This window comes from Streptomyces sp. NBC_01304, from assembly GCF_035975855.1.
GTDB lineage: Bacteria > Actinomycetota > Actinomycetes > Streptomycetales > Streptomycetaceae > Streptomyces.
Genome location: NZ_CP109055.1, coordinates 8,491,210 through 8,507,716 on the forward strand (window position 1 = coordinate 8,491,210; position 16,507 = coordinate 8,507,716).

Here is a 16,507-nt window from a genome sequence, read left to right on the forward strand (position 1 = left end):
CCCGAGGTCAGCGCAGGGTGTCGAAGAACTCCCGGATGTCCCCGATCAGTTGCGCGGGGGCTTCCAGGGCGGCGAAGTGTCCGCCCTGCTCGAACTCGGTCCAGCGGACGATGTTGTTGACCTGCTCGCCCCAGCGACGGATCGCCGGGTCCCCGTGGAACGTGGCGACTCCGGTGGGGACGGGGGAGGGGGCGCCCGGGAACCAGTCGAGGTTGTGCGTGTTCTCGTAGTAGATCCGCGCCGAGGAGCCGCCGGTGGCGGTCAGCCAGTAGAACATCACGTTGGTGAGCAGAGCGTCGCGGTCGACGGCGTCCTCGGGCAACTGCGCCGACTCGTGCGTCCACTCCTTGAACTTCTCGATGATCCAGGCGAGTTGGCCGACGGGGGAGTCGGTGAGGCCGTACGAGAGGGTCTGCGGGCGGGTGGACTGCAGCTTGTTGTAGCCGAAGCCGTCGCCGGTGAACCAGGCGATGAGGTCGAGGCGCCTGAGGTCCGACTCGCTCAGCTCGGCCTTGATCTCCTCCGCCACCGGGCCGAGCGGGATGAACCCCACCGACGCGGCGTTCACATGCACCCCGACGACGGACTCGGGCGCGATCCGCCCGAGCGTCGGCGAGATGATCGCGCCGAGGTCGCCGCCCTGGGCTCCGTACCGCTCGTACCCGAGCCGCCGCATCAGCTCGTGCCAGGCGCGTGCGACACGGCTCGCGTTCCAGCCCGCCTCGCGGGTCGGCCCGGAGAAGCCGAAGCCCGGTATCGACGGGATCACGACGTGGAACGCCTGGGAGGGGTCACCGCCGTGTGAGCGGGGATCGGACAACGGGCCGATCAGATCGAGGAATTCGACGACAGAGCCGGGCCAGCCGTGCGTGAGGATCAACGGCAGGGCGTCCGGCTCGGGCGAGCGTACGTGCAGGAAGTGCACCTGGGCGCCGTCGATCTCCGTGACGAACTGCGGGAGTTCATTGATCCGGGCCTCGTGCTTGCGCCAGTCGTAGCCGGTGCGCCAGTACTCGGCCAGGCCCTTCACGTACGACAGCGACGCGCCGTACGCCCAGTCGGCGCCCGGGAGTTCATCGGGCCAGCGGGTCGCCTCCAGGCGGACGCGCAGATCGTCCAGCTGTGCCTGCGGGATCTCGATACGGAACGGGCGTATCTCTGAGGTAGCGCTGTTGTCTGCCATGTCCTCAAGGTAGCCAGACTTGAGGACAGTGACTGTCCTCAATGGCTGACAGACTTCGATTCATGTTGGAGACATCGGCACGACTGCTCCGCCTGCTCTCACTGCTGCAGGCCCACCGCGAATGGTCCGGGTCGGATCTCGCGGACCGACTCGGCGTCACCCCGCGCACCGTGCGCCGCGACGTGGACCGGCTGCGCGAGCTCGGCTACCCGGTCAACGCCTCACCTGGCACCGGGGGCGGCTACCAGCTGGGCGTGGGCGCCGAGATGCCGCCGCTGCTCCTGGACGACGAGGAGGCGGTGGCCGTCGCGGTCGGCCTGCGCACCGCGGCCGGGCAGGGCATCGAGGGCATCGGCGAGACCTCCGTGCGGGCCCTCGCCAAGCTGGAGCAGGTGCTGCCGAACCGGCTGCGCCGCCGGGTGAGCACCCTCAACACCTTCACCGTGCCGATGCTGCGGGGCCCGGCCGCCTCGACCGTCGACGCGTCCGTCCTGACCGAGCTGGCCAATGCCTGCCGGGACAGCGAGCGGCTCCGCTTCGCATACCGCGACCACGGCGGATCGTCGACCCGCCGCACCGTCGAACCGCACCGCCTGGTGTGCACCGAGCGCCGCTGGTACCTGGTCGCCTGGGACCTGGACCGCGAAGACTGGCGTACGTTCCGCGCGGACCGCATCACCCCGAAGCCGCCGCACGGCCCGCGCTTCACGCCCCGCCCGGCGCCCGCCGAGGATCTGGCCGCGTACGTCTCGAAGGGGGTGTCCCGGCAGGTGTACGCCGCACAGGCCGTGCTCCGGCTCCTGATCCCGCTGGAGGAGGCCGCCCAGCGGATCAGCCCCTCGACCGGCACTCTTGAGGCCGACGGCGCCGGCACCTGTCTGCTGCGCACCGGCGCCCACAGCCTCGATGTGATGGTGATCCATGTGATGCTGCTCGGCGTCGAGTTCGAGATCCTGGAGCCGGTCGAGCTGACCGCTCATGTCACGGCTGCCCGGGACCGTCTTTCCCGGGCTCTTCTGCGGGGACAGGAGCAGTCTCCGGCTGCTTCGCCGCGGTGAACGCCGCGTACTCGGGATGATGCAGATCGAACGCCGGGGACTCCGAGCGGATCCGGGGCAGCGTGACGAAGTTGTGCCGCGGCGGCGGGCAGGAGGTCGCCCACTCCAGGGAGCGGCCGTAGCCCCACGGGTCGTCGACGTCGACCTTCTCGCCGTACTTCGCCGTCTTCCAGACGTTGTAGAGGAACGGCAGCGTGGACAGGCCGAGCAGGAAGGCGCCGATCGACGAGATGGTGTTGAGCACGGTGAACCCGTCGGCCGCCAGATAGTCCGCCACCCGCCGTGGCATGCCCTCGACGCCCAGCCAGTGCTGCACCAGGAACGTCGTGTGGAAGCCGACGAAGAGCGTCCAGAACTGGAGCTTCCCGAGCCGTTCGTCGAGCATCTTCCCGGTGAACTTGGGCCACCAGAAGTAGAAGCCGCCGAAGGTCGCGAAGACGACCGTGCCGAAGACCACGTAGTGGAAGTGCGCCACCACGAAGTAGCTGTCGCTGACGTGGAAGTCCATCGGCGGCGAGGCCAGGATCACCCCCGTCAGGCCGCCGAACAGGAAGGACACCAGGAAGCCGACGGCCCACAGCATCGGCGTCTCGAAGGACAGCGAGCCCTTGAGCATCGTGCCCGTCCAGTTGAAGAACTTCACCCCGGTCGGGACCGCGATCAGGAACGACATGAAGGAGAAGAACGGCAGCAGCACCGCGCCCGTCACGAACATGTGGTGCGCCCACACCACGACCGAGAGCCCGGTGATGGCCGCGGTCGCGCCGACGAGCATCACGTACCCGAAGATCGGCTTGCGGGAGAAGACCGGCAGGATCTCGGAGATGATCCCGAAGAACGGCAGCGCGATGATGTAGACCTCGGGATGCCCGAAGAACCAGAACAGATGCTGCCAGAGCAGCGCCCCGCCGAACTCCGCGTCGAAGACCACCGAGTGGAACCGCCGGTCCGCCTCCAGAACGAGCAGCGCGGCCGCGAGCACCGGGAACGCCAGCAGGATCAGGATCGACGTGAACAGCGTGTTCCAGGTGAACACCGGCATCCGGAACATGGTCATGCCGGGCGCCCGCATCCCGATGATGGTCGTCAGGAAGTTCACCGCACCGAGGATCGTGCCGAACCCGGCGAGCGCGAGTCCCATGATCCACATGTCGGCGCCGATGCCCGGGGACCGCTCCAGGCTGTTGAGCGGGGCGTACGCGAACCAGCCGAAGTTGGCCGGACCGCTCGGCACTGCCAGCGAGCCGAGGACCATCAGGCCGCCGAACAGGAACAGCCAGTACGAGAACATGTTGAGCCGCGGGAAGGCCACGTCCGGCGCGCCGATCTGCAGCGGCATGATCTCGTTGGCGAAGCCGGCGAAGGTCGGCGTCGCGAAGAGCAGCAGCATGATCGTGCCGTGCATGGTGAACATCTGGTTGAACTCGTTGTTCGTCATCAGCTGCAGCCCCGGGCGGGCCAGCTCGGCCCGCATCATCAGGGCCATCGCGCCGGCGATCAGGAAGAACGCGAACGACGTGATCAGGTAGAGATGCCCGATCTTCTTGTGGTCGGTGGTGGTCAGCCAGTCCACGATCAGCCGCCCAGGCCGTCGTTCTTGTGCCGGTCGCGCGGCCGCCTGAGCGGTGTCGGTCCCCATCGCTGCTCCCTCGCTTGTGACGGCTTGGGCCCGAAGTGCCTGAAGGCTCACGCCATGATGCTCGCGTTGCACCCGACTCCAACAGGGGGCGTACGCACGTGAGTGGTGCGGCGAAGTGGTGCGGCGGGTGCGGGAAATGAGCGGAACCTGTGAATTCGGCACGGCTTCTCACGACCCGTCAATCCGTGCGACGGGGCACGGAATGCAGAATGCGGAAGATCGAACTCTGCTTGCCGCGTCAGTGAATCGCCAAGCCCTCGTTGCCTTTTGCGGGGATGCGTATACGGAATTCGGAACCGCTCGTACGTGTGAAGTTTCGGGCCATAAACGCGTGTGGCGATCCTGTGACACAAGCGTGACCGGAGGGGTACGGGTGACGCTGGGTATGGGGTTTTGGCCGGGCCTTTCGTTCCCGCGCACCGCGGCCTACGGTGGCGGCATGGCACCCATACCGACCCCCTCCGCGGAACCCCAGGACGCCCCCGACTCCTACGTCGGCCTCGATGCGACGGGCGCCGAGCGACGGGCCCGTGAGCGCGGCTGGAGCACCGTCAGGTCGCTGCCGCCGGGCGCGATCATCACCATGGAGTACCTGTCCGGGCGGCTCAACTTCGAGGTCAAGGACGGCGTGGTGAGCCGCTGCTGGAAGGGCTGAACCACTGTGTGAGTCATCCGGGACGAACGGCGAAGGCCCCGGCTCCTCGAGGGAGTCCGGGGCCTTCGCGTGCGGGGAAAGTTGTGCGTACCGGCCCCGCGGTCCGTGGTGGCTGGTCTCAGCCCTGGCGGCTCAGCCGCCCGCCACCGGGCGGGCGGCGGGAGCCGGGGTGGTGCGCGGCAGCCGGGCCGGGGCGTCGCCGTGCGGCGGCCGGCGGCTGCCGACCGGGGTGACCGGGGTCCGCTCCGAGCGCACCGCGTGCGGGCGCTGGGTGAGGTGCGCGGTGGTGCGGCCGGTGTGGGCGGCGCCGACCGGTTCGCGCGCCGGGGTCTCGTCGTCGGCGGGGGTGCGCTGCGGGAACATCGCCGGCATGCCGGCACCGACCGGCGCGGGCGCCGGCAGGGGGACACCGCGGGCGCGCAGCTTGTCGCGCAGGGCGAAGATCCACACCTCGGCACGGGCGACCAGCGGCTCGAACCAGGGCAGCGCGAGCAGGATCAGCAGGCCCGCGGCCCAGCCGAGGAAGACGTCACTGAGCCAGTGCGTCCCCAGGTAGACCGTGCTCAGGCCGACGCCGAGCGAGGTCACGGCCGAGATCGCGGACAGCCAGCGGCGGGTGCGCGGCGTGGAGGCGAGGTAGGCGAGGATGCCCCAGGTGATCACGGCGTTGGCCGTGTGGCCCGAGGGAAATATGTCGCCGGTCAGCCACATCTCGTTGGAGCCGATCATGGTGGCGTAGTGCGGGCCCTCGCGGCCCATGCTCAGCTTGGCGGCGCCCACCGTGATGTTGAGCAGCAGCAGCGAGGTGCCGAGCATCAGGAGCGGCCGCAGCGTGTGCTGCCGCCAGGAGCGCCAGCCGAGCCAGGCCGCGACCATCACCGCGGTGGGGCCGCGCTGGCCGAGCACCACGTAGTAGTCGATGAAGGCGTGCAGCTCGGGCCACTGCTGGTACGGCCGGAAGAACATGACCTGCCAGTCCAGGCGGACCAGCCACGACGTGTTGATCACGGCCACGGTGATGAGCAGGTAGAAGACCAGCGTCGAGCCCAGGAGCACGATCCTGTGCGGGCTCATCCGCGGTACATCTAGGCCTGTCGGCCGCTCGGGCTCACGGTCGAGACGGGCGAAGAGCCGGTCCCAACGGGTGAGAGTTTGTTCAGTACGCACCCAATCGACGCTACAGCGAGTGAGCGTGGCGCTAGGCCGAATCGGTGTCTTTGTGATGACGATGTGATGTGGGATTGATCTCAGGGCGGACTTTATTCCCCCCTTTTTCGGAAAGCGGAGTGACCTTGGGCCGCAAATTCCCGTACCAATAGTGGCTGCTGCTTACAACCGGTTTATGCGTGGCCCGAATTCGTTCACCCGCCGCTCGGACGGAATTCTCCCTTCCCTCACGGAGGCCCCGAGCCGTGCAGCCAGAACGCCCCGTACACCGCCGAGACCAGCGCCACGACCCCGAGCACCGCCGCCGACCTGGACGTACGCAGCCGGGCCAGCGCCACCGCGATCGGCAGCAGCAGCGGGAACGCGGGCATGAGCAGCCGCGGCTTCGACCCGAAGTAGCCGGACGCGCACAGCGCGAGCGCCACGACGATCCCGCAGTAGACGAGGAGCGGCACCGGCTGCTTCTGCCGTACGCACTTCACGTACAGCCAGATCACCAGCGCGACCCCGACGATCAGACCGACCCCGGCGAGCGCGCCCGGGACCGAGGTGAACTTGGCCCCGACGAACTTCGCGAAGGCGAGGCCACCGTCGAATCCGTTGCCCCACTGCCCCTGCACATCGAGATACCCGAAGAGCCCGCCCCCGGTCTCCTGCCCGACCCACAGCACGTACCCGGCGGCCCCGAGCGGCGCGAGCAGCGCACCGACGACCATCCGCCACGGCCACCGCTTCTCCCGTACGACGACGAGGACGGCGGCGACCCACAGCGCGGCCACGACGGCCGCCCCCACCGGCCGGGTCAGCCCGGCCAGCGACGCGAGCAGACCCGCGGTCAGCCAGCGTCCGCTGATCACCGCGTACAGCGACCAGGCGGCAAGCGCCGTGAACAGGGATTCGCTGTACGCCATCGACTGCACGATGCCGACCGGCAGCACCGCCCACAGCGCCACCGCGCACACCCCGGCACGGAGCCCGTAGAGCCGGTCGGCGATCGCGAAGATCCCGCCGGCCGCGGCCAGCGAGGCCAGCCAGCTCACCACCAGGCCCGCGTCCTGGTACGACAGCGGACTGATCGCCGCCCCCAGCCGCTCCAGCCACGGGAGCAGCGGGAAGAACGCCAGGTTGGAGTGGACGTCGCCGTTGGGCAGCGTCACCTGCCAGCCGTAGCCGGATTCGGCGACGCGGGTGTACCAGAGCGAGTCCCAGCGCGCGGTGAGCAGCGTGTGCGGGCTCTTGCCCGCGGCCGCCCCCCACACCGCGAGCACCACGAGTCCCAGCGCTCGCACCCCCGCGTACACGAGGAGCGCGGGCGCGGCTCGGCGCAGCGCGGCGGAGAGCCGGCCCGGCGCGCTGCCGGTCGGTTTCGTACGTAGATCCAGGTCGGTCACGGGCTCGATTATGGGCGCCGCCCGGAACCGGACGCCCGCCGACCGGCGTACTTGTCATGGGCAGGCGTGGCGCACGCCACACCGCGCGGGTCAGATACGTGAGAGTTCGGACACCCGCCCCAGCGGTTAACTCGCGTAATCTGACGGCTCACTCGCCTGCGTGTCCGGGGCCGCGATCCCCACCCCCCATGGGACCGCACTTGGCGAGCATCTACGGGAGGTACGTACATGTCCGGGACGACCACGGCTGCTCCGACGCGGCCTTCGGCATCCCGGTTCCTGGCTCAGCTCAATCGGCCGGAGGGCGCCAACCGCTGGGTCGTCCTGATCGTCCTGTGCGTCAGCCTCGCGATAGTCGCCATCGACTCGACCGTGCTGCACGTCGCGGTCCCCGCCGTCACCGAAGACCTCAAGCCGGGCGCGATCCAGCTCCTGTGGATCGTCGACGTCTACCCGCTGGTCTGCGCCTCCCTCCTGATCCTCTTCGGCACCCTCGGCGACCGCGTCGGCCGCCGCAAGGTCCTGCTCATCGGATACGCGGCCTTCGGCGTCGCCTCCCTCATGGCGGCCCTCGCGCACGACCCGCAGCTGCTCATCGCGGCCCGGGCGCTGCTCGGCCTCGGCGGCGCGATGATCATGCCCGCCACGCTCTCGATCGTCCGCCAGGTCTTCCCGGACCGGCGCGAGCGGGCCCTCGCCATCGGCATCTGGAGCGCGGTCGCCGCGGTCGGTGCCGCGGCGGGCCCGCTGCTCGGCGGATTCCTGCTGGAGCACTATTGGTGGGGCGCCGTCTTCCTCATCAACATCCCGCTGATGTTCGGCAGCCTCCTCGTCGGCCGCTGGCTCCTGCCCGAGTCGTTCGGCGACCGGGACGGCCCGTGGGACGTGGTCGGCGCGCTGATGGCCGCGGGCGGACTGTTCGGCATGGTCCTCGGCGTGAAGCGGGCCGGTGGCGGCGAGGGCGTGCTCAGCGGCATGACCGTGGTGCCGCTGGTGCTCGGCGCGCTGCTGCTGTTCCTCTTCGTGCGCCGCCAGCGCCGGCGCAAGCATCCGCTGGTCGACCTCACGCTGTTCTCCCGGCCGGCCTTCGGCACCTCGGTCGGCTGCATCATCCTCGCGATGCTCGCGCTGGTCGGCCTGATGCTGATCGCCGCGCAGTACCTCCAGCTGGTGCTCGGCCTCTCGCCGCTGCAGACCGGCCTGCGGATGGTGCCGCTCACGCTGGCCGCCATGGCCGGCGGGCTCAGCGGCTCGACGCTCCTGCCGAAGCTCGGCCCGCGCAGGATGGTCGCCTTCGGCTTCTGCCTCACCGCGCTCGGCGTGCTGACGCTGACGTTCATGGGGCACCAGGACAACTGGCTGCTGCTCCTCACCGGCTTCGTCGTGCTCGGCTTCGGTCTGCAGACGACGCTCTTCGGTTCGTACGAGTCCATGCTCAGCGAGGTCCCGCAGGGCCAGGCCGGCGGTGCCGCCGCGATCGGCGAGACCTCCTACCAGCTCGGCGGCGGCATCGGCATAGCGTTCATCGGCAGCGTCATGAACGCCGCGTACGGCCCCGGAATCTCCGCCGTCCCGGGCGTCCCGTCGGCGGACCTGGAGAACGCCCGGCACTCGCTCGGTGAGGCGTACGAGGTCTCGCACCACCTCGACGGCGGCGCGGGCGCCGCGCTGCGCGAGGCCGCCAAGTCCTCGTTCGTGCACGGCCTGCACGTCACGCTCCTCGCCAGCGCGGGCCTGCTCCTCGTCGGCGCCCTCGCGGCCCTCAAGCTGCCGCGCACCATGGACTGCAGCGCGCCCGCGGCGGACGAGTGCGAGACTCCCGCGTCGGGCATCGCGGAGATCCCGGCCCCGGCGTCCGGCGCCCGGGACCGCACGGCGGTAGCCGCCGAGTCCACCGGCTGAGGGTGGCCAAGGCCTCGCCAACTCGTCCTGGACGTGCGGGACACTGAGCCGTAACGTCGGCCTCGCGCTCCAACTACCACTGCTAGTTTTCCCGCGACGTGCCGCGTACGTGCCGCAGCACCACATGGAGGCTCAGCCATGTCAGCCCGCACCCCTTTGCCGCCGTTCGACCCCACCGACCCGCTCGGCATCGACGACCTCCTCGACCCCGAGGACCTCGCGATCCGGGACACGGTGCGCACCTGGGCCGCCGACCGGGTCCTGCCGCACATCGCCGACTGGTACGAGCGCGGCGAGCTCCCCGGCATCCGTGAACTCGCCCGCGAACTCGGCTCGATCGGCGCGCTCGGCATGTCGCTGACCGGCTACGGCTGCGCGGGCGCCAGCGCCGTCCAGTACGGCCTCGCCTGCCTGGAGCTGGAGGCCGCCGACTCCGGCATCCGGTCCCTGGTCTCGGTGCAGGGCTCCCTCGCGATGTACGCGATCTGGAAGTTCGGCTCCGAGGAGCAGAAGCAGCAGTGGCTGCCGGGCATGGCCGCCGGCGAACTGATCGGCTGCTTCGGCCTGACCGAGCCCGACCACGGCTCGGACCCCGCGTCGATGCGTACGTACGCGAAGAGGGACGGCACCGACTGGGTGCTCACCGGGCGCAAGATGTGGATCACCAACGGGTCCGTCGCCTCGGTCGCCGTCGTATGGGCGCAGACCGACGACGGCATCCGGGGCTTCGTCGTGCCGACCGACGCCGACGGGTTCTCGGCGCCCGAGATCAAGCACAAGTGGTCGCTGCGCGCCTCGGTCACCAGCGAGCTCGTCCTTGATGAAGTACGGCTGCCCGCCGACGCCGTACTGCCCGAGGTCACCGGACTGCGCGGGCCGCTCGGCTGTCTGAGCCACGCGCGCTACGGCATCGTCTGGGGATCCATGGGCGCGGCCCGCTCCTCCTTCGAGGCGGCCGTCGAATACTCCAAGACCCGCGAGCAGTTCGGCCGGCCCATCGGCGGCTTCCAGCTCACCCAGGCCAAGCTCGCCGACATGGCGGTCGAGCTGCACAAGGGCATCCTGCTCGCGCACCATCTGGGCGTGCGCATGGACGCGGGGAAGCTAAGGCCCGAGCAGATCAGCTTCGGCAAGCTCAACAACGTACGAGAGGCCATCGAGATCTGCCGCACCTCGCGCACCATCCTCGGCGCGAACGGGATTTCGCTGGAGTACCCCGTGATGCGGCATGCGACGAACCTGGAGTCGGTGCTCACCTACGAAGGCACCGTGGAGATGCACCAGTTGGTGCTCGGCAAGGCGCTCACCGGCCTGGACGCGTTTCGGTAGACGCGTCCTCGCAACCGGTGGGCGCCTTGCTCAGCTCTGGTTGAAGAAGCCGTCGGCGGGGCGGCTCGCCGCCTCGCCGTTGACGATCCGGGTGTCCGCCGGTGAGAGCAGGAAGACCCGGTTGGCCACGCGCTCGATGGAGCCGCGCAGGCCGAACGTCAGACCGGCCGCGAAGTCCACCACGCGCTTGGCGTCGGAGGGGTCCATGGCCGTGAGGTTGATGATGACCGGGACGCCGTCCCGGAACAGCTCACCAATGCCACGGGCGTCCCTGAAGCCGTCCGGGGCGATGGTGCCGATGCGACGGCCCTTCTCCTCGGCCACCTCGGAGGCCACCCGCACCCGCGGGTCGGTGACCCAGGCGGCGTCGCCGCGCTCCGGGCCCTCGGCCGCATCGTCTTCGTAACCGTCGTAGTAACGCTCGTCATCGTTGTCGTCGACGAGGCCAAGCCAGGCACTCGCCTTGCGCACCGATCCCATGGACGCCTCCTCTCGCAGCGGTTCCTGCTGTCCGCCCCCCTATGGTCGTCCATGATGCGGATGCTGCGCCAAGTGGATAGTCGCCGCGCGGGGGTTTCGTGACGTGACTGGTGCAGAACGTACCCCCATTCTCCAAAGGCATTGCTGTGCGCGGCTGCTGACAGTGAGTGAAATATGATTTGTTGTGGCGTAAGAGTGACGGCGGGCGTGTCGTGCTGTCACTTGTGGCCGATACGATGCGGTCGCGCGTGTTCGACGCGTGTACTTGCGACTCTCGGGGGAGCGTCTTGTTCGGCATCGTCAGGCCTTGCAGCCATCGTCTCGGCGAGGGATTGAAGACCCAGTGGATGGCGCATCTCTGCGGGCTCTGCCTCGCACTGCGCAGTGATCATGGCCAGTTCGCGCGGGTCGTCACCAACTACGACGGCCTGATCATCTCGGTTCTGACGGAGGCTCAGGCCGAGCGGGCCACCGACTGGCGGCGCACCGCCGGGCCCTGTCCGCTGCGCGGCATGCGGACCGCCTCCGTCGCGCAGGGGGAGGGGGCGCGGCTCGCGGCCGCGGTCTCCCTGGTGCTCGCCTCGGCGAAGGTGCGCGACCATGTGGCCGACCGGGACGGGCTCTTCGCCCGGCGCCCGGTCGCGGCCGCGGCGCGCAAGGTGGCCCGTGGGTGGGACCGGGCCGGGGCGCGGACCGGGTCCGATGTGGGCTTCGACACGGCGGTGCTGCTCGACGCGGTCGAGCGGCAGGGCGGCCTGGAGGCGCTGGCCGGGCCCGGCACCTCGGTGCTCGCCGTCACCGAGCCGACCGAGACGGCGACCGCCGCGGCCTTCGCGCACACCGCGATCCTCGCGGGGCGGCCCGCGAATGCCCAGCCGCTCGCCGAGGCGGGGCGGCTCTTCGGGCGGCTCGCGCATCTCCTTGACGCCGTGGAGGACCAGGCTGCTGACGCTGCGTCAGGTGCCTGGAATCCGCTGACCGCGACCGGGACGTCGCTGGTCGAGGCGCGGCGGCTCGCCAGCGATGCCGTCCACGGGATCGGGCTCGCCCTCAAGGACGCCGAGTTCACCGACGCCAAGCTTGCCCACGTACTGCTCGTGCACGAGCTGGGGCGCTCCGTGGACCGGGCCTTCGGCGTCGCGCACGGCGGGAGCTGTGCGCATCAGCAGCCGGGGCCGGGGAACGGTGGCGGGTTCGGGCCGCCGCCGTCCGGGCCGTGGGACGGCGGGCAGGGGAATCCGTATCAGCAGGGTGGCAATCCGTACGCGGGCGGCCCGCAGAACCCGTACTCGGGTGGCGGGCCCGCCGGGCCGGGCGGACCCGGTGGCCCGGGATCCCAGTGGCTCGGTGGTGGGCCCTCGCAGCAGCCGCCGAAGCCGCGCGGTTTCTGGGCCGGCTGCGGCGCCTTCTTCTGCGTCTGCTGCACCTGCAAGATGTGCTGCGCCGACGAGTACGAGGGCCCCTGGTCGCGGAAGAAGCGCAAGGGCTGCTGCGACGACTGCGACTGCAGTGGCTGTGATTGCTGCTGCCCCTGTGACGGCTGCTGAACTCCCGTCAGCCTGCGGTCACTTGAGCTCCGGCGGAGAGATCTGCGACTTCTCGATCGCCGAGGCGCTGGTGCCCCACTTCTTCAGGATCCGGTCGTACGTGCCGTCCTGCTTGAGCCGGTTCACCGCGGCCTGGAAGGCGGGTGCCAGGTCCGTGTCCTTCTTGAAGGCGAAGCCGACGTCGAGGCGCTTGAACTCGTTGAGGAACTTCAGGCCCTCCTGCTGGTCCACGGCGTAGCGCAGCCCGTTGATGGTGTTCATCACCACATCGCTGCGGCCCTGTTGGAGGGAGATCCACAGCGCGCCCTGCTCGGCGTACGTCTGCACCTTGTACGCGTCCTTCCCGGCGTCGGTGCACACGTGCTTGTTCTCCTCGAGGGTCGCCTCGAAGGTGGTGCCCGCCCCGGTGGCCACGTTGAGGCCGCACAGCTGCTTCAGGTCGGTGACCTTCTTGAGGTCGCTGTCCTTGCGGGTGGCGAAGCCCTGGCCGTCGTTGATGTAGGTGACGAAGTCGATGGTCTTGCGGCGTTCGTCCGTCACGCCGAAGTTGCCGGTGCCGAGGTCGTACTTGCCGCTGCCGAGCGCCGGCAGGATCGCCTCGAAGCTCGCCACCTCGCGCTCCAGCTTCAGGCCGAGCACCTTGGCGACGGCGTTCGCGAAGTCGATGTCCTGGCCGGCGAGGGTCTTGCCGTCCGGCAGGTAGGTCGCAGTCGGCGGGGTGCCGACGCTGGAGGCGAGGGCGAGGGTGCCGCGTTCGCGCACCTCGGCGGGGAGCAGCTTCGCGGCGGCCGGGTCCTTCTGCACCGAGGAGACCACGTCCTGGGTGGGGATCTTGCCGGTCTTGGCGGCCGGTTGGGCATCTCCGCCGGCGCCCGTCGCGTCCTCGCCCGAGCCGCAGGCGGAGAGCGTGAGCGCGGCGGCGGTGAGCAGGGCGAAGGGGACCGCGATACGGGTCCGGGACATGGTTCTGGGCATGGCGAAGGCACTCTCCGGTGGTCCGGGCGGGGGAAGGCAGGGCATACGAGAAGGCAAAAGGGCGTACGTGGAGGACGTACGAGAAAGCAGAAGGCGCGAGGGGAGGGTGGAGCGCTGTGGCGTGGGTGAAGGCGCGAAAAGGGGACGGCGTTCCACGCCTCACACGGGAGGCGGAACGCGGTCGACGAAGCGCGAGAAGCCGGGCCGGACAAGCGGTCCCGGGTGGAGCAGGGCGTCAGCTCAACAGGAGGACGACCACACGCGACCGAAGTCGATGTGATCGCGGGTGACCAGCCACTGCTGCGAGTTCATGGCCCAAGTGGAACAGGCATCCGTTTCTGCGTCAACTGTCCTGAGACGCACGGCTCACAGTATGGACACCCTTGACAGCTGCCCGAACGCGCGCCGTAGTCTCAAGGGCGGGTCGTGCTGAGGGGCGCGGCCCCACTCGCTGTGCTGTGTGAAGGCTTCACCGTGTTCGATCCTGGCATCCACGGAGCCTTCCTATGTCTGTGCAATCAGACGCCACGCCCGATCTCCTGCTGAAACCCGAGCCTCCCGCCGAGCCCGTCAAGGTCCAAGACGCCGAACCCCGCGTCGTCCCGGTGCGGCGAACCGGCCAGTGGGCGGCGGCCGTTGCCGTCCTGCTGCTGCTCGCGGGCGCGCTCAACTCCGTGGTCCGCAACGACGCGTTCCAATGGGACGTCGTCGGCGACTACTTCACCACCGCGGCCGTCCTGCGCGGCCTCGGCCTCACGCTCTGGCTGACCGTGCTCGTCATGGTGCTCGGCTTCGCGCTCGGCACCCTGCTCGCCGTCATGCGGCTCTCCGCCAACCCCGTGCTGCGCGGCGTCAGTTGGGGGTACGTCTGGTTCTTCCGGTCGACGCCGATCCTGGTGCAGCTGCTGTTCTGGTTCAACATCGGCGCGCTCTACCCGCAGATCCTCGGCGTCAGGACGGTGAATCTGCTCGGCCCGATCTCCGTCGCCGTCATCGGGCTCACGCTGCACGAGGCCGCGTACGCCGCCGAAGTGGTGCGCGGCGGAATCCTCTCCGTCGACCGGGGCCAGGTCGAGGCCGCCCAGTCGCTCGGCCTCGGGCGGTGGCGCCGGCTGCGCCGGATCGTGCTGCCGCAGGCCATGAAGTCCATCGTGCCGCCCGCCGGGAACATGCTGATCGGCACGCTCAAGGGCACCTCGATCGTGTCCATCATCGCCGTGCAGGACCTGCTCTACTCGGTGCAGCTCGTCTATCACCGCACCTACCAGGTCATCCCGCTGCTCCTGGTCGCCACCCTCTGGTACGCCGTGGTGACTTCCGTGCTCAGCGTGGGCCAGCACTATGTGGAGCGGTACTACGCGCGCGGTTCGGGGCGGGCGTGATGCGGGCACAGCTGGTGATCGTGGGGGCCGGGCCGCGGGGGACCGGTGTCCTGGAGCGCATCGCGGCCAACGCCGGTGAGCTGTACGACGGTTCGGGCGTGGACATCCACCTGGTCGATCCCTTCCCGTCCGGCGGCGGCCGGATCTGGCGTGAGGCGCAGTCGCCGTTGCTGTGGATGAACTCCATGGCCTCGGACGTCACGATGTTCACCGACGAGACGGTCGAGCTCGAAGGTCCCGTCCGGCCCGGACCCACGCTGGAGGAGTGGGCGGGCCTCGACGGGCAGACCTTCCCGAGCAGGCAGCGGCAGGGCGGCTATCTGCGCTGGGTGTACGAGCAGGCCGTGGCCGCACTGCCCGAAGGCGTCGTCGTGCACGAGCACCGGCGCCGGGCGCTGCGGGTCACCGGCCCGCGCGAGGGCCGGCAGCAGGTCTGGCTCGAAGGGCGGGCCAGGCCGCTCCTGGCCGACCTGGTGGTCCTGACCCTCGGTCACCTCGACGCCGAACTCGACGAGGAACAGCGCGAGTTGGCTGCGTACGCCGAAGCGCACGGTCTGGTGCATCTGCCGCCCGACTTCACCGCCGACAGCGACCTGTCCGTGCTCCCGGCCGGGGAACCGGTGATCGTGCGGGGCTTCGGGCTCGCGTTCGTCGACCTGATGGTGCTGCTCACCGAGGGGCGCGGCGGGCGGTTCGAGGGGGATGCCTATGTGCCGTCCGGGCGCGAGCCGATCCTGTACGTCGGGTCGCGGCGCGGAGTGCCCTACCACTCCAAGATCGGCTACACCTGGGAGGGCGAACGGCCGCCGCTGCCCCGCTTCTTCGGGCCCGCCGAGACCGATGAACTCCTCGCCAGAGAAGGCGGGTTCGACTTCCGGCGCGATGTGTGGCCGCTGATCGAGAAGGAGCTCGGCTTCGCCCACTACCACCGCCTCTTCGACGCCCATCCGGAACGTACCCGCATCGCCTGGCCCGACTTCGACGAGAAGTACGCCGTCTGCGAGCCGGGCAGCCCCGAGCTCGCCGCCCTCGTCGCCTCGGCCGTGCCGGACCCGGCCGACCGGCTCGACCTGACCGCGCTCGACCGGCCGCTCGACGGGGTGCGGTATGCCTCGGCGGAAGAGGTCCAGGACGGCCTTCGCCGCTACATCGAGCGCGACCTGGAGCGCCGCCACGACCCGGCGCACAGCCCCGACCTGGCGGTCTTCCTCGGGCTGCTGTCCGTGTACGGGCAGGTGCTGCGGCTCGGCGACATCGGCGCCTGGTGGCACGGGTTCTTCAGCTATCTGGCCTCCGGGCCGCCCGGACCGCGGTTGCGCCAACTGCTCGCGCTGTCCCGGGCCGGGGTGGTGCGCTTCCTCGGCGCGGACATGACGGTCGAGGCCGCCGACGGGATCTTCAGGGCGGGCAGCGCCTCCCTGCCGGGGGAGTACGTCGAGGCCCGTGCGCTGGTCGAGGCCCGGCTGCCCAGCCCCAGCATGGCCCGAGCCACCGGACCGCTCCTGCGGGAGCTGTACGCCGACGGGGCCCGCGCGACCGGGACCGGGCTGCTCGCCGTCGACCCGGGCGACGGGCGGGTGCTCCAGCAGGACGGCCGGCCGCACCCCCGGCGCTTCGCGCTCGGCCCGCACACCGATGCCCGGGGGCCCGGCGCCTTCGTCAGGCCGCGCACCAACTCCGCGTCGTTCCGGCAGAACGACGCCACCGCCCGCGCGGTCCTGCGCTTCCTGCGCGACCTGTCCTGTAGCACCGCCGCCTGAACGCTGCCGCTGCCCGGACCGTCAACGCTGTCGCTGCCT

The 16,507-nt window shown here is 70.1% G+C and carries 13 protein-coding genes; 7 read left to right on the top strand and 6 right to left on the bottom strand.

From position 1 onward, the window contains the following. Positions 1–7: 7 nt before the first annotated feature. Positions 8–1,183 (bottom strand): epoxide hydrolase family protein, encoded by a 1,176-nt coding sequence (locus OG430_RS37805; RefSeq protein ID WP_327357161.1) that lies wholly within the window; start codon positions 1,181–1,183, stop codon positions 8–10. 62 nt (positions 1,184–1,245) lie between these two features. Here OG430_RS37805 and OG430_RS37810 point away from each other — a divergent pair, with 62 nt between their 5' ends. Beyond that, complete coding sequence (locus tag OG430_RS37810) at positions 1,246–2,241, top strand: helix-turn-helix transcriptional regulator (RefSeq protein WP_327357162.1); 996 nt, start codon at positions 1,246–1,248, stop codon at positions 2,239–2,241. On the opposite strand, the gene ctaD is transcribed toward OG430_RS37810, so the two are convergent. Then, complete coding sequence (gene ctaD / locus OG430_RS37815; protein ID WP_327357163.1) at positions 2,165–3,880, bottom strand: aa3-type cytochrome oxidase subunit I; 1,716 nt, start codon at positions 3,878–3,880, stop codon at positions 2,165–2,167. The genes OG430_RS37810 and ctaD overlap by 77 nt on opposite strands. Positions 3,881–4,319: 439 nt before the next feature. Here ctaD and OG430_RS37820 point away from each other — a divergent pair, with 439 nt between their 5' ends. Beyond that, positions 4,320–4,535 (top strand): I78 family peptidase inhibitor, encoded by a 216-nt coding sequence (locus tag OG430_RS37820; RefSeq protein WP_327357164.1) that lies wholly within the window; start codon positions 4,320–4,322, stop codon positions 4,533–4,535. A gap of 132 nt (positions 4,536–4,667) precedes the next feature. Here the strand turns inward: OG430_RS37820 and OG430_RS37825 are convergent, their stop codons facing one another. Together OG430_RS37825 and OG430_RS37830 are read right to left on the bottom strand one after the other, a co-directional pair. Then, the gene (locus OG430_RS37825) at positions 4,668–5,702 is read right to left on the bottom strand and encodes a phosphatase PAP2 family protein (protein ID WP_327357165.1); all 1,035 of its coding nucleotides are present in this window, start codon (positions 5,700–5,702) and stop codon (positions 4,668–4,670) included. A gap of 227 nt (positions 5,703–5,929) precedes the next feature. Beyond that, positions 5,930–7,093 carry a glycosyltransferase family 39 protein gene (locus OG430_RS37830; RefSeq protein ID WP_327357166.1) on the bottom strand — a complete coding sequence of 388 codons (1,164 nt, stop codon included), beginning with the start codon at positions 7,091–7,093 and terminating at the stop codon, positions 5,930–5,932. Positions 7,094–7,321: 228 nt separating this feature from the next. Here OG430_RS37830 and OG430_RS37835 point away from each other — a divergent pair, with 228 nt between their 5' ends. Together OG430_RS37835 and OG430_RS37840 are read left to right on the top strand one after the other, a co-directional pair. After that, positions 7,322–8,995: an MFS transporter gene (locus OG430_RS37835; RefSeq protein WP_327357167.1), complete on the top strand. Its 1,674-nt coding sequence runs from the start codon at positions 7,322–7,324 to the stop codon at positions 8,993–8,995. 138 nt (positions 8,996–9,133) lie between these two features. Then, positions 9,134–10,324, top strand: coding sequence for an acyl-CoA dehydrogenase family protein (locus tag OG430_RS37840; protein ID WP_327357168.1), 1,191 nt, complete (start codon positions 9,134–9,136; stop codon positions 10,322–10,324). Positions 10,325–10,354: 30 nt separating this feature from the next. Here OG430_RS37840 and OG430_RS37845 read toward each other — a convergent pair whose 3' ends face one another. Then, positions 10,355–10,804, bottom strand: a complete 450-nt coding sequence (locus OG430_RS37845; RefSeq protein WP_327357169.1) for a cell division protein SepF — start codon at positions 10,802–10,804, stop codon at positions 10,355–10,357. Positions 10,805–11,091: 287 nt separating this feature from the next. Here OG430_RS37845 and OG430_RS37850 point away from each other — a divergent pair, with 287 nt between their 5' ends. Then, positions 11,092–12,351: a DUF5685 family protein gene (locus OG430_RS37850; protein WP_327357170.1), complete on the top strand. Its 1,260-nt coding sequence runs from the start codon at positions 11,092–11,094 to the stop codon at positions 12,349–12,351. An 18-nt stretch (positions 12,352–12,369) separates the two neighbouring features. Here OG430_RS37850 and OG430_RS37855 read toward each other — a convergent pair whose 3' ends face one another. After that, on the bottom strand, positions 12,370–13,314 hold the full coding sequence (locus OG430_RS37855; RefSeq protein ID WP_327357171.1) for an ABC transporter substrate-binding protein: 945 nt from the start codon (positions 13,312–13,314) through the stop codon (positions 12,370–12,372). Positions 13,315–13,832: 518 nt separating this feature from the next. On the opposite strand from OG430_RS37855, the gene OG430_RS37860 reads away from it, so the two are divergent. Together OG430_RS37860 and OG430_RS37865 are read left to right on the top strand one after the other, a co-directional pair. Then, positions 13,833–14,708, top strand: coding sequence for an amino acid ABC transporter permease (locus tag OG430_RS37860; RefSeq protein ID WP_327357172.1), 876 nt, complete (start codon positions 13,833–13,835; stop codon positions 14,706–14,708). Then, positions 14,708–16,468 (top strand): FAD/NAD(P)-binding protein, encoded by a 1,761-nt coding sequence (locus OG430_RS37865; protein ID WP_327357173.1) that lies wholly within the window; start codon positions 14,708–14,710, stop codon positions 16,466–16,468. Before OG430_RS37860 ends, OG430_RS37865 begins: the two co-directional genes overlap by 1 nt. Positions 16,469–16,507: the final 39 nt, after the last annotated feature.

Coding starts and splice junctions, on each gene's coding strand:
- OG430_RS37805 (WP_327357161.1), bottom strand. CDS start 1,183: ATGGCAGACAACAGCGCTACCTCAGAGATACGCCCGTTCCGTATCGAG.
- OG430_RS37810 (WP_327357162.1), top strand. CDS start 1,246: ATGTTGGAGACATCGGCACGACTGCTCCGCCTGCTCTCACTGCTGCAG.
- ctaD (WP_327357163.1), bottom strand. CDS start 3,880: ATGGGGACCGACACCGCTCAGGCGGCCGCGCGACCGGCACAAGAACGA.
- OG430_RS37820 (WP_327357164.1), top strand. CDS start 4,320: ATGGCACCCATACCGACCCCCTCCGCGGAACCCCAGGACGCCCCCGAC.
- OG430_RS37835 (WP_327357167.1), top strand. CDS start 7,322: ATGTCCGGGACGACCACGGCTGCTCCGACGCGGCCTTCGGCATCCCGG.
- OG430_RS37840 (WP_327357168.1), top strand. CDS start 9,134: ATGTCAGCCCGCACCCCTTTGCCGCCGTTCGACCCCACCGACCCGCTC.
- OG430_RS37845 (WP_327357169.1), bottom strand. CDS start 10,804: ATGGGATCGGTGCGCAAGGCGAGTGCCTGGCTTGGCCTCGTCGACGAC.
- OG430_RS37855 (WP_327357171.1), bottom strand. CDS start 13,314: ATGTCCCGGACCCGTATCGCGGTCCCCTTCGCCCTGCTCACCGCCGCC.
- OG430_RS37860 (WP_327357172.1), top strand. CDS start 13,833: ATGTCTGTGCAATCAGACGCCACGCCCGATCTCCTGCTGAAACCCGAG.
- OG430_RS37865 (WP_327357173.1), top strand. CDS start 14,708: ATGCGGGCACAGCTGGTGATCGTGGGGGCCGGGCCGCGGGGGACCGGT.